This window comes from Hwangdonia lutea, from assembly GCF_032814565.1.
GTDB classification, from domain to species: domain Bacteria; phylum Bacteroidota; class Bacteroidia; order Flavobacteriales; family Flavobacteriaceae; genus Hwangdonia; species Hwangdonia lutea.
The window spans coordinates 1972203-1985785 of sequence record NZ_CP136521.1 but is presented as its reverse complement, the minus strand read 5'-3'; the positions used below and the strand labels follow the sequence as shown (position 1 = coordinate 1985785).

The following is a 13583-nucleotide window of genomic DNA, read 5'->3' as shown; positions in this document are numbered from 1 at the left end:
TATATTTTGGTTGGTTATTTTATACTATTTATTTTAACAGGATATGATCCACAAGGCGTTCAATTCCCGTTGCTACTTCGGTGAAGGCGGCATCTCTATCGGCATATTCAGAAATCGGTTTTGCGTTTCGCGGTAAAGCCTGCAATTTTGCAAATGGCATACTGGTCCATTTACAATTTCTTAAAATAACGGGTACTACAAAAGCATCTCCGGCTTCGTGACGTTTCATGGCTTCTGCCAATTCTTTATCCCAAATAAAATCGGAAGCAAGAAAATCGACGCTCACCAAAAGCAAAATGATATTGGCATTAGCAAGTTCATTCATAATGCCCTCATTCCATTCTTGCCCTGCAATTAATTCACGGTCGTTCCAAGAATCAATCTTGCCCGAACGCTTTAACACTTTTAAATATTTATCCATTTCATCTTTGAGGCCTTCATCTTCATGGGCGTATGAAGTGAAAATTTTGACAACTTGATCTGACATAGCTGATACAGGTTTTTATTGGTTGATTTTATACACGTTTTAATTTAAAATGGTAATAAAAGCGCCATAACAAATCCTTTTAAATTAAAAAGATATCACAAAATTAATAAGCTGAAAAAAATAGATATTGGGGTATTAATTGCTGAAATTCAACAAAATACAATGCCTTGAATTTGACTTAGAGAATATTAAAGTTAGTAAAAATTATTTAATTGATGACATTTTTTCTTTCCTCCGATGTATTGACAACTAATCAATCGTTATTAATTATGAAAAAAAATATCAAAATCAGTGCCCTCGTTTTTTTTGCAATATTTACCTGTGTAGCTAGCGCGCAAACCTCTTATTACCTACCAACCCATTACCGCGGTGTATTTAATGGGCAACCCTCAAGTACCAGAGCCACGGGCATGGGCTTAACAACCATTACCCTTGAAGGTATAGAAAATGCCTTTTACAATCCTGCAACCGTTGGGTTGACCGACGAAAAAATTGCCGTACATATTAATTATGCATCGGGCAGTCAGGTTTACAAAGGTGGCAAGTATCCTTTTTTAGGGGTGTCGTATCGCATTAACGAAAAGCTGATTGTTGGTGCAAGTGCCTTAAGTTGGATTGATGAAAAAAACTCACCTTGGACCACCATAATAGGCGGGTTTAGTGAAACCGTAAAACGCAGAAGTCAATCGGCATACTCTTTAGTTGCGGCTTACGAGGTAATTCCTAACTTGAATTTAGGGTTGTCAGGAAATTATTTGGTCGAGAAATTTGTGGATAACACAGTTACAAACTCAGAATTCATTTTCTCTTTTGGAGCAGTTTACGACAAGGAAGTTAATTGGATAAAATCTGACAAAATAAGCAACCAAAAAATAAGATTTGCAGGGAGCTTTGTTAATCTGCTTATGAAAACCCAAATTGAACAACGCTATCAGGAATATTTACACTACAGAGATTTACCCATATACCTAACCCTGGGCACGTCCTACCACGCCAGCTTGCCCTTTAACGTTGGCTTTACGGAAAACAAAGGTTTTTTTGAAGGGGCACCAAATACCGTAGCATTATCACTGCACTTACAGTATAAAGATATGATGAAAGCCTCAGCAAAAAACGGAATAACCCCCGACCACAAAAACAACACCGCTATTGGCGTTGGTGCCGAAGCTTGGTTTATGGATTTAATAGCACTAAGAATGGGATACTATAATGAGAAACGCCCAAGCGGAAGAAAAAGTGATGGTAGTGGCACATGGGTTACCGATAACAAAAAAGGCTTTACCTGGGGCTTTGGCGCAAAATTGCCTTTAAACAGATTAACCAATGGCAAACTACCATTTAATAGCGAAGTTAATTTTGTTACCAGCAAACTTTTAAACGAGTATGGCACCAATTACACGCAACCAAGTTACTTTACCGATAGGAATTTTTTGTTTTCAGTGGGCATCAATCTTAAATTTGTTGACAATAATTAGAGCTTACAAATTGTAAAACAGAACAAAAGGCATACTAAATACACCTAATCAGTTCATCCAATTTCTTGGGAATTGATTAGGTTTTTGTTTGATAAATTTCAATCATACAAAACCCGCGATTATTAATCAAAAATAATCTCACTTCACTATTTGGTAATCAAATATATAATCGTAAATTTGCAAACTCTTTTTGAGAGAGGAATGTTTAATTAGAAAAAATTTAAAGTGTGGACACATTAAGCTACAAAACGATTTCAGCCAACAAAGCTACTGTAAATAAAGAGTGGGTTTTAGTTGATGCTGAAGGTCAGGCGCTTGGTCGTTTAAGCTCTAAAGTTGCAAAACTTTTAAGAGGCAAACACAAGCCAAACTTCACACCTCATGTAGATTGCGGAGATAATGTAATTATTATCAATGCTGAAAAAATCACGTTATCTGGAAACAAATGGAACGACAAAACGTACATTCGTCACACAGGTTACCCAGGAGGTCAAAAAAGTTTAACTGCTACCGAATTGTACGGGAAAGACCCTGCAAGAGTAGTAGAAAAATCAGTAAAAGGAATGCTGCCTAAAAATAAATTAGGTGCAGATTTATTCCGTAATCTAACCGTTGTTGTTGGTTCAGAGCATGCACATGCAGCGCAAAAACCAAAAACAATTAACTTAAACGAATTCAAATAATGGATGTAATTCACAAAATTGGCCGTAGAAAAACGGCTGTTGCGCGCGCCTATGTTGCCCCAGGAAAAGGTAACATTACAATTAATAAAAAAGACTTAGCTAATTATTTTACTACCGCTACTTTACAGTACAAAGTAAAACAACCATTAGTTTTGACTAACAATGACGCCAACTTTGATATTACAGTAAATGTATTTGGAGGAGGTATTACAGGTCAAGCAGAAGCTGTTCGTTTAGCAATTTCTCGCGCTATGTGCGAAGTTGATGCAGAGAACAGATTAACATTAAAACCAGAAGGATTATTAACAAGAGACCCAAGAATGGTAGAGCGTAAAAAATTCGGACAGAAGAAAGCGCGTAAAAAATTCCAATTCTCGAAACGTTAATATTCAATTTTGGAAATTATATCGATATGTCACACTGAGCGCAGTCGAAGTGTATTTCAATATAACTTTCAACACAAAACAAAAAATTAAAACAGTTATTGTTGTCCTAGTTGTAAAAAACAGGATTTAGTTTAGCATCTAAATGAAGCCAACAGCGAAACGCTAAATGGAACATTGCTAATTCAACAGAACGTAAACTATTACAAAATGGCAGTAGAAGTAAAAGAATTACTTGAAGCAGGTGTACACTTTGGTCACCTAACACGTAAGTGGGATCCAAACATGGCGCCTTACGTATATATGGAGCGCAACGGCATCCATATTATCAATCTTTATAAAACAGCGGCAAAAATTGATGAAGCTGGAAATGCACTAGCTAAAATTGCAGCGTCCGGTCGTAAAATTTTATTCGTTGCAACAAAAAAACAAGCAAAAGATATTGTAGCTGAAAAAGCCAGCGAAATTAACATGCCTTACATTACTGAAAGGTGGCCAGGTGGTATGTTAACCAACTTTGTTACTATTAGAAAAGCCGTTAAGAAAATGGCCTCTATTGATAGAATGAAGAAAGATGGTACGTTTTTAACACTATCTAAAAAAGAACGTTTACAAGTGGATCGTTTAAGAGCCAAGTTAGAAAAAAACTTAGGTTCAATTAGCGATATGACGCGTTTACCGGGAGCTTTGTTCGTTGTAGATATTAAGCGTGAGCACATCGCTATTAAAGAAGCACAGAAATTAAACATTCCTATTTTTGCAATGGTAGATACCAACTCTGATCCACGTCAGGTTGATTATGTTATCCCAGCAAATGATGATGCTTCTAAATCCATAGACAAGATTTTAACTCACGTAGCCTCTGCAATTGCAGGAGGTTTAGCTGAACGTAAAGCCGAAAAAGATGCAACGGCATCTGCTAAAGAAGAAGCTCCAAAAGCCAAAGCCAAAGTAGCAGTTGAAGAAACCGCTCCCAAAGCTGAAGCGGAGAAAGCAGCTCCAAAAGCTAAGGCTGCTCCAGCTAAAAAAGCTGTTGCTGAAGAAGAAGAATAAATAACACTAATAAAATAGTCTAAAGTCGTTTGATTCTTTTCTTTATTGAAAATATTTTGAACGACTTTTTTAAATTATAATTACTATGAGTACTACAGTAAAAGTAACCGCCCAAGAGGTTAATAAATTAAGACAAGCTACTGGTGCAGGCATGATGGACTGCAAAAAAGCATTGGTTGAAGCCGAAGGAGATTTTGACAAAGCCATTGAAGTTTTACGTAAAAAAGGACAAAAAGTTGCAGCCAAAAGAGCCGACCGCGAATCTAGCGAAGGTGCTGCCGTATCAAAAGTAAATGATGAGAACACTTCTGGTGTTGCTATTGTTTTAGGATGTGAAACGGATTTTGTTGGAAAAAACGAAAACTTTTTGGCATTAGCTAATCAATTGGCTGATATCGCTTTAAATCACGATTCTAAAGAATCTTTTTTAGCAGCAGATTTTGGAGGCATGACAGTTGCCGAAAAATTAGTTGAGCAAACTGGTGTTATTGGTGAAAAACTAGAAATCAATGCATTCGAAAAACTAGACGCCGCTTACGTTGGTACCTACGTACACATTAACAAGATTGCTGCTTTAGTGGGCTTATCTGCTAAGGTTGACAACGCTGAAACTTTAGTAAAAGACCTAGCCATGCAAGTTGCCTCTATGGGAGCTACCACATTATCTTATAAAGATTTCGACCCTGCTTACATCGCATCTGAGACTGAAGCACGTATCGCAGTCATTGAAAAAGACAATATCGAATTAGGTCGTTTAGGTAAAACCTTAAAAAATGTACCAAAATACATCTCTATGGCACAATTAACGCCAGAAGTTCTTGCTGAAGCCGAAGAGGCTGCAAAAGCAGAGCTTAAAGCTGAAGGTAAGCCAGAACAGATTTGGGACAGAATTTTACCTGGAAAAATGGAGCGTTTTATTTCTGATAATACCACTTTAGATCAAGAGCAATGTCTGTTAGATCAAAAGTTCATTAAAGACGAAAAGAAAACCGTTGCAGAATACGTTAAATCTTATGGTGACGTTGAAGTAACCGGTTTCAAACGTGCTACGGTAGGATAATTCCAATTTCTGTAAAAACAGGAAACTAAAAACATAAACCACTATTCTTAAAAAGGATAGTGGTTTTTTTATCCTTAAAAAGGACTTATTTATAAATTCAAAAAATAAAAAAATTATGTAGCTTTGCTAAACTCTAGTTTACGCTTAAGCGGAAATCTCATAAATCAAAATTAAAACGTGAAATACAAACGCATCCTACTTAAATTATCCGGCGAAGCCTTAATGGGCGACCGCCAATATGGTATTGATCCCGACCGATTAGCAGAATATGCACAAGATATTAAAGCCGTTACAGAAAAAGGCATTGAAGTGGCCATTGTAATTGGTGGAGGCAATATTTTTAGAGGTGTAGCTGGCGCCATGAATGGCATGGACAGAGTTCAAGGCGACCACATGGGCATGTTGGCCACCGTAATAAACGGTTTGGCACTGCAAAATGCTTTAGAAGATGCTGGGGTGAAAACCCGTTTACAAACTGCAATTAAAATTAATGAAGTTGCCGAACCTTTTATACGCAGAAAAGCCATGAGTCATCTTAAAAAAGGACGCGTTGTTATATTTGGTGGTGGCACCGGAAACCCGTATTTTACTACCGATTCTGCTGCTGTTTTAAGAGCTATTGAAGTTGAAGCCGATGTGATATTAAAAGGTACACGGGTTGATGGTATTTATAATACAGACCCCGAAAAGGACCATTCGGCGATAAAATTTGAGCACATCACATTTGACGATGTATTAAGAAAAGGGTTGAAAGTAATGGACACCACAGCCTTTACACTAAGTCAGGAAAACAAGCTGCCCATAATAGTTTTCGATATGAATACAAGAGGCAATTTAATGAAAGTTGTTTCCGGTGAAAAAATTGGAACAGAGGTAAACATTTAATTAATAAAATTAAAACCTGTTGGTTTGGCGCAATATTTGAAATTATTGATATAAAATTTTAAAACATGAACGAAGACGTACAATTTATATTCGACACAGCTAAAGAATCTATGGACAATGCCATAAAGCATTTAGAAAAGCAATTGGTAAACATTAGAGCCGGAAAAGCAAGTCCAGCTATGTTGGGCAGCGTTATGGTAGATTACTACGGTTCGCAAACACCTTTAAGTCAAGTTGCCAACGTAAACACACCCGACGGAAGAACAATAACGGTTCAGCCATGGGAAAAAAGTATGTTGCAGGAAATTGAACGTGGCATTGCCTATGCCAACCTTGGTTTTAATCCTATGAATAACGGAGAAACCATTATTATAAATGTACCGCCTTTAACCGAAGAACGCCGTATAGCCTTAGCAAAACAAGCAAAAGCTGAATCTGAAGATGCAAAAATCAGCATTAGAACGGCACGTAAGGAGGCCATGAACGATATTAAAAAGAATGATGATATTTCAGAAGACCTTCAAAAAAATGCTGAATTAGACATACAAAAATTGACCGACACTTACGTTAAAAGGATAGATGATATCTTTGAAAATAAAGAAAAGGAAATCATGACCGTGTAATTAAAAAAGCATCCCGAGAACTATCGGGATGCTTTTTTAATCAACCCTAACTTTTATCGCGCACATGCTAAAACATTGTACAACTTTCCTGTTTTTTATTTTTACAATGTTGGCGTACTCACAGTCATTTTCAACTGCTGAAATAGAGCCCAAACAAGATTCTATTAAAAAAAAAGCTTTTGTTAAGCAACTCGGAAACGGGTTTTTACCCACCAAGTATTTTAATTTCGACTTACGGTATTTAATAAAATTTAATCAATACGAAGGCCTTAGAACGGGTATTGGTGGCATAACCAACGAGGCGCTTTCAGAAACATTCAGAATTAACGGCTATACCGTTTACGGCTTTAAAGATCATCGTTTTAAATACAGTATTGGCGCTGGTTTTAGGTTAGCCGAAAAAACAAACACTTGGTTAAACGCGTCGTACACCAACGATTTACAAGAAACCGGAAGCACAAAATTTTTAACAGACACCCGATTTTTTCAATTTTTCGAACCGCGTTTGTTAAATATCGATTTGTTCCACAAGCACATTACAAAAGCGATTTCCATCGAGCATCAATTAGCATCAAAGCTATTAACCGAAACACAGTTTGCCGTAAGCAACATAAACCCAACGTACAATTACCAATACGTTTTTAACAACAATTCGCTTAGCCAGTTTCATTTAAGCACCCTAACTTTAGCATTACAATGGAATCCTTTTAGCCATTTTGAACACATTAAAAACAGGCTCGTTGAAACCAAGGAAGCCTACCCAAAATTTACGCTACAGTTTACAAATAGCTTTAAAAATTTATTTAATAGCAACATTAATTTTTCAAAGTTGGATTTTAGAACCATTCATAAAATACCACATAAAAACGATGCTCTTTCTGAAATTACTTTGGTCTCTGGAATTACCTCTAAAAATGCGCCTTTAACCCATTTATATCACGCTTACCCCAATAATATTAGAAAGGAAACCATAATGCAACGGTTTTCTGTGGCGGGTTTAAATAGCTTTGAAACCATGTTTTTTAATGAGTTTTTTTCAGATAAATTCACCACGCTTCAACTCAAACATTATATCGCACCGTTTAAAATTTCTAAACGTTTCCAACCGCAATTGGTCCTTATAACCCGATACGCCATTGGCGACATTGAAAATCCCGAAAGGCATCAAAATGTAACTTTTAATTCTTTAAAAAAGGGCTACACGGAATCTGGTTTCGAGCTTAATAAATTACTCTTTGGCTTTGGTCTTAGTTTTTCTTACCGCTACGGTGCCTATCATTTACCAAAAACAGAAGACAATGTTGCCCTAAAATTCACCTTTAACGTAACATTATAAACGAATTAAAGTTAGTTGTACATTGTTTTTTCTACCTTTGCGCATCTTTAAAAAAGGGCATGTTTAAACTTTTCACAAAAAACTTCTGGGATGTAACGGCAAGACTTATTTTGCGTAACAAAATCGCTATTCTTGTTGCCATAATTGGAGCTACCATATTTTTTAGTTTTCAGTGGAAGAACATGCGCTTTACACACACCGAAGCCAACCTGTTACCAGACGACCACGAGGTAAATGTGGTTTATAACGATTTTTTAAAAATCTTTGGTGAAGAAGGCAATTTAATCGTTCTTGGCGTTAAAGATTCCTCACTTTTTACGGTTGAAAAATTAAATGCTTGGAACAAACTTTCAGAATCATTTAAGCAATTTGACGATGTTGAAACTGTTATTTCCATTAAGGATTTACAAAAGCTTATTAAAGATAATGAAAACGAAAAATTTCAGCTCGAACCTTTTATAAAAGATTCGGTTTCTTCAACAAAACAAATTGAAACGCTACAAGAAGAGCTTTTCAAAAAGTATCCGTTCTACGATAATTTTCTGTTTAATAAGGAAACTAAAACGATTAGAACAGCCATTTATTTAAAAAAGGATATTGTTAACACATCGGCTAGAAAAGACTTTGTTATCGATGTTTTGAATCCCGCTATTGAAGCCTTTGAAGAAGCTAATCATTTAGATGTTCGGGTATCAGGGATGCCTTACATAAGAACCCTTAACGCTCAATTGATTATTGACGAAATAGGCAAATTTATAGTCGCTGCATTATTGGTTACCTCGCTCATTTTCTTTTTCTTTTTCAGGTCGTTTCGAGCCACTTTTATTTCGCTTATTGTGGTTTGTATTGGCGTGATGTGGACCTTAGGTTTTCTGGGTATACTAAACTACGAGATTACCGTTTTAACCGCTTTAATCCCGCCATTAATCATTGTTATTGGTATTCCCAACTGTATCTTTTTAATTAACAAATACCAGCACGAGGTTAAACTACACGGTAATAAAGTAAAATCGTTGCAACGGGTAATTACCAAAATCGGGAATGCAACCTTAATGACCAATGTGACCACAGCCTCTGGTTTTGCGACCTTTATTTTAACCGAAAGCAAGCTTTTAAAGGAATTTGGTATTGTGGCATCGCTAAGTATTTTGGCCATTTTTATTTTATGCCTACTTATCATTCCTATTATTTACACCTTTTTACCCTACCCAAAAGAGCGTCATTTAGAACACTTAAACAAGCGATGGATTGGTGGATTTGTGAATTGGATGGAGCACATGGTTAAGCAAAAACGCATTGCTATTTACGCCACGTCATTGGTATTGCTCATTGCCAGTATTATTGGTATTTATCAAATAAAAATCTCGGGGAGTTTAATTGACGATATGCCGCAAGAATCTGAATTTGTAAACGATATCCGTTTTTTTGAAAATGAGTTTAGCGGCATCATGCCTTTGGAAATTATGATTGACACCAAACGCAAAAAAGGTGTTATGAAACTCAGTACCTTAAAACGCATGAATGAGTTGGAAGATTTGATTATTGAAACACCCGAACTCTCAAAACCCATTTCGGTAGTTGGTTTGGTTAAATATTCCAAACAGGCCTATTATAACGGCAACCCCAAACATTATCAATTACCAACATCGCAGGAAAACAGTTTTATTTTATCGTATGCCAAAAACTCGACATCCAATGTCGATTTGCTTAAAAACTTTGTAGATAGCACGGGCCAATACGCACGTATCACCACTTTTATGAAAGATATTGGCACCGATAAAATGGAGCGCATCGAAGAAAATCTGCAAACCGAAATAGACAAGGTTTTCCCCAAAGAGCGCTACAACGTAAGCATGACAGGTAAAGCATTGGTGTTTCAAAAAGGCACCAAATACTTGGTAAAAAACTTAGCCATTTCGCTATCGCTGGCCATATTTCTTATTTCCTTGTTTATGGCATATATGTTTAGATCTTTTAGAATGATTATTGTATCACTCATCCCAAACTTACTGCCATTATTGGTAACCGCAGGTTTAATGGGCTATTTGGGCGTACCTATAAAACCCTCGACTATTTTGGTGTTTAGTATTGCTTTTGGTATTTCGGTTGATGATACCATTCACTTTTTAGCAAAATACAGGCAAGAGTTACAGGCCAACCATTGGAAAATCAAAAAATCGGTTTACGCCGCGTTGCGAGAAACGGGTGTGAGCATGTTTTATACCTCCATTGTTTTGTTTTTCGGGTTCTCGGTTTTCACCATTTCCAGTTTTGGTGGCACGGTGGCTTTAGGCGCTTTGGTTTCGGCCACTTTGCTTTTCGCTATGCTTTCAAACCTATTGTTATTACCATCTTTGTTACTGTCTTTAGAGCGCAGTATTGCCAATAAAGAAGTGTTGAAAGAACCTTCGATAAATATTATTCCAGAGGAAGACGACACAGAGGAAAATCTGAAAAACAAATACTAAAATCCAAAAAAGGGTATTTCTTAATTTAGCGTTTGTTTTTTGATTATTTGAAGACTAAAAGCCCAAAGGCTTTCTTTATATTTGCACTTTAAAAATTAAATACACATGCAATTACATACCGTATCACAATTATTATCGCAGGAAATCACCCTGCCAGAAGTAGAAGTTAAGGGGTGGGTAAGAACCTTTAGAGCAAATCGTTTTATCGCCTTAAATGATGGTTCTACTTTAAATAATATACAATGTGTGGTGGACTTTGAAAATACAGACGATGCTATTTTAAAACGTATTAATACGGGTGCAGCTCTTCATATAAAAGGCGAATTGGTGGAGAGCCAAGGCAAAGGGCAAAAGGTAGAAATTATTGTAAGTTCTATCGAAATTTTAGGCGATTCGGATGCCGAAACTTTTCCTATTCAACCTAAAAAACACTCCTTTGAGTTTTTAAGGGAGAACGCCCATTTACGCACACGAACCAACACATTTAGTGCGGTGATGCGTCTGCGTTCTGCATTATCTTTTGCCATTCATAAATATTTTAACGAGAACGGATTTTATTATATGCACGCGCCAATCATCACAGGAAGTGATGCCGAAGGTGCTGGCGAAATGTTTAGGGTAAGTAATTTAGATGCTAAAAATCCGCCGTTAAATGAAGAAGGCGAAGTAGATTTTTCAAAAGATTTCTTTGGAAAGGAAACCAACCTTACCGTTTCGGGGCAGCTTGAAGCTGAGGCCTATGCCATGTCTTTAAGCAAAGTATATACCTTTGGCCCAACGTTTCGTGCAGAAAATTCGAATACCTCACGCCATTTAGCTGAGTTTTGGATGATTGAACCCGAAGTGGCTTTTATGGATTTAGCGGGCAATATGGATTTGGCCGAAGATTTTATGAAATCTGTAATCACTTATGTTTTAGAAAACAATCGTGAAGATTTAGAATTTTTAGACAAGCGCTTACAAGACGAAGAAAAAACAAAACCCCAAGCGCAACGTAGCGATATGACTTTAATTGAAAAATTAAAGTTTGTTACCGAAAATAATTTTAAACGCGTAAGCTATACCGAAGCCATTGATATTTTACGCAACAGCAAACCCAACAAGAAAAAGAAATTCAAATACATAATCAACGAATGGGGCGCAGATTTACAAAGTGAGCACGAGCGTTTTCTGGTTGAAAAACACTTTAAATGCCCGGTGATTTTATTTGATTATCCGGCCAATATTAAAGCCTTTTACATGCGTTTAAACGAGGACGGCAAAACCGTTCGTGCCATGGACATTTTGTTTCCAGGCATTGGCGAAATAGTTGGTGGCTCGCAACGTGAAGAGCGTTTAGAGGTTCTAAAAGAAAAGATGAAAGCTTTGGATATTGACGAGAAGGAACTGTGGTGGTATTTAGATTTACGCAAATACGGCACCGCGGTGCACTCCGGTTTTGGTTTAGGCTTTGAGCGCTTGGTAATGTTCGCCACAGGAATGGGCAATATTAGAGACGTTATTCCTTTCCCGCGAACGCCACAAAACGCAGATTTTTAAATTAACAATTGTTTCATACAGACCTGTCTGGTTTCTCTGCGCTTTACGCGTTTCAGTATTATAGCCAGACAGGTCTTCTTTTTAAAAATAGTTTTATATTTTTACAATAATCAATACGGAACATGCTTAAACAATATTTACAATTCAAATTATCGCAAAAACTGTCGCCGCAGCAGATTCAATTAATGAAATTGATTCAGTTGCCCACACAAGCTTTCGAGCAACGCGTAAAACAAGAATTGGAAGAAAACCCTGCGCTTGAAGGTGGTAAAGAAGAGCATGACAACGATTACGATTCGGATTTAGATAATTCGGCCGATGATTACAATGACAATGAAACCATAAATGCCGAAGATATTAATGTTGATGAGTATTTAAGTGATGATGAAATCCCGGATTATCGCACACAAGTGAACAACTATAGTAGTGATGATGAGGAAAAAACGATGCCCTATGCCGCAGGAACATCCTTTACACAACATTTAATCAATCAGTTAAACACCTATCGATTATCTGACGAAGAGCGCGATATCGCTGAGTTTTTAGTAGGAAGCGTTGATGAAAGCGGATATATCCGTCGGTCGCTATCCGATATTACAGACGATTTGGCTTTTACACAAAACGTGTACACCGATGAAGACAAAGTAGCATCGGTTTTACGCATTGTACATCAATTAGACCCTGCGGGGGTTGGCGCTCGAAATCTGCAAGAATGTTTAAGTATCCAATTACACAGAAAAGAAAAAACGGCCGATATAGAATTAGCCATTAATATTATTGATAATGCGTTCGAGCAGTTTACCAAGAAGCATTATAAAAAATTACTTCAAAAATTCGATATTTCAGAAATTCAACTGAAAGATGCAATTTCAGAAATTGAGCATTTAAACCCAAAACCAGGAGGCTCTTATGCGGGTAATAATCGCATTGTTGAACATGTGGTGCCAGATTTTGCCATTAGAATTGTTGATGGCGAATTAGAGCTCACACTAAATGGCCGGAACGCACCCGATTTACACGTGTCTAGAGAATACAGCAACATGCTTAAAGGCTATAAAGACAGTAAAGAAAAATCGAGCTCGCAAAAAGATGCGGTAATTTTCATTAAGCAAAAATTGGATGCTGCAAAGTGGTTTATCGAGGCTATAAAACAACGGCAACAAACCCTATTTGTAACCATGAGTGCTATTATGCACTATCAAAAAGAGTACTTTTTAACGGGAGATGAACGCAATTTAAGACCCATGATTCTTAAAGATATTGCCGATGAAATTTCAATGGATGTCTCTACAGTATCGAGAGTAGCAAATAGTAAATACGTCGATACACCCTACGGAACAAAGTTGATTAAAGAGTTCTTTTCAGAATCGATGAAAAATGATCAAGGTGAAGATGTTTCAACACGCGAAATAAAGAAAATTTTAGAAACTGTTATTGATGAAGAGGAGAAACGCAAACCATTAACCGATGAAGCTTTAGCTACTATTTTAAAGGAAAAAGGTTACCCCATTGCCCGACGAACCGTTGCAAAATACAGAGAACAATTAGATATTCCGGTGGCCCGTTTACGTAAAAAAATTTAATACCCATT

General features: G+C 36.8%; 12 protein-coding genes. 11 read left to right on the top strand and 1 reads right to left on the bottom strand.

Features of this window, described 5'->3' with window-relative positions; translation table 11 throughout:
* Positions 1-28 precede the first annotated feature (28 nt).
* Positions 29-487 (bottom strand): toll/interleukin-1 receptor domain-containing protein, encoded by a 459-nt coding sequence (locus tag RNZ46_RS08600; RefSeq protein WP_316981806.1) that lies wholly within the window; start codon positions 485-487, stop codon positions 29-31.
* Positions 488-756: 269 nt separating this feature from the next.
* Between RNZ46_RS08600 and RNZ46_RS08595 the strand changes: the two genes are divergently transcribed.
* The 11 genes from RNZ46_RS08595 (at position 757) to rpoN (ending at position 13575) form a co-directional block, all read left to right on the top strand.
* Positions 757-1962, top strand: coding sequence for a PorV/PorQ family protein (locus RNZ46_RS08595; RefSeq protein WP_316981805.1), 1206 nt, complete (start codon positions 757-759; stop codon positions 1960-1962).
* Positions 1963-2189: 227 nt separating this feature from the next.
* Positions 2190-2645 carry a 50S ribosomal protein L13 gene (gene rplM, locus RNZ46_RS08590; protein WP_316981804.1) on the top strand — a complete coding sequence of 152 codons (456 nt, stop codon included), beginning with the start codon at positions 2190-2192 and terminating at the stop codon, positions 2643-2645.
* Positions 2645-3031 carry a 30S ribosomal protein S9 gene (gene rpsI, locus RNZ46_RS08585; RefSeq protein WP_311937141.1) on the top strand — a complete coding sequence of 129 codons (387 nt, stop codon included), beginning with the start codon at positions 2645-2647 and terminating at the stop codon, positions 3029-3031. Before rplM ends, rpsI begins: the two co-directional genes overlap by 1 nt.
* Positions 3032-3238: 207 nt before the next feature.
* Positions 3239-4081: a 30S ribosomal protein S2 gene (gene rpsB / locus RNZ46_RS08580; RefSeq protein WP_316981803.1), complete on the top strand. Its 843-nt coding sequence runs from the start codon at positions 3239-3241 to the stop codon at positions 4079-4081.
* An 85-nt stretch (positions 4082-4166) separates the two neighbouring features.
* On the top strand, positions 4167-5141 hold the full coding sequence (gene tsf / locus RNZ46_RS08575; protein WP_316981802.1) for a translation elongation factor Ts: 975 nt from the start codon (positions 4167-4169) through the stop codon (positions 5139-5141).
* A gap of 177 nt (positions 5142-5318) precedes the next feature.
* Complete coding sequence (gene pyrH, locus RNZ46_RS08570) at positions 5319-6026, top strand: UMP kinase (RefSeq protein ID WP_316981801.1); 708 nt, start codon at positions 5319-5321, stop codon at positions 6024-6026.
* A 65-nt stretch (positions 6027-6091) separates the two neighbouring features.
* Positions 6092-6649, top strand: a complete 558-nt coding sequence (gene frr / locus RNZ46_RS08565; RefSeq protein WP_316981800.1) for a ribosome recycling factor — start codon at positions 6092-6094, stop codon at positions 6647-6649.
* Positions 6650-6755: 106 nt separating this feature from the next.
* Complete coding sequence (locus RNZ46_RS08560; RefSeq protein ID WP_316981799.1) at positions 6756-7985, top strand: DUF5686 family C-terminal domain-containing protein; 1230 nt, start codon at positions 6756-6758, stop codon at positions 7983-7985.
* A 59-nt stretch (positions 7986-8044) separates the two neighbouring features.
* A complete protein-coding gene (locus tag RNZ46_RS08555; protein ID WP_316981798.1) occupies positions 8045-10453 on the top strand; it encodes an efflux RND transporter permease subunit in 2409 nt (802 codons plus the stop codon).
* Between the two features lie 105 nt (positions 10454-10558).
* Positions 10559-11992, top strand: a complete 1434-nt coding sequence (gene asnS, locus RNZ46_RS08550; protein WP_316981797.1) for an asparagine--tRNA ligase — start codon at positions 10559-10561, stop codon at positions 11990-11992.
* A gap of 122 nt (positions 11993-12114) precedes the next feature.
* On the top strand, positions 12115-13575 hold the full coding sequence (rpoN, locus tag RNZ46_RS08545) for an RNA polymerase factor sigma-54 (RefSeq protein WP_316981796.1): 1461 nt from the start codon (positions 12115-12117) through the stop codon (positions 13573-13575).
* The last annotated feature ends 8 nt before the right edge of the window (positions 13576-13583 follow it).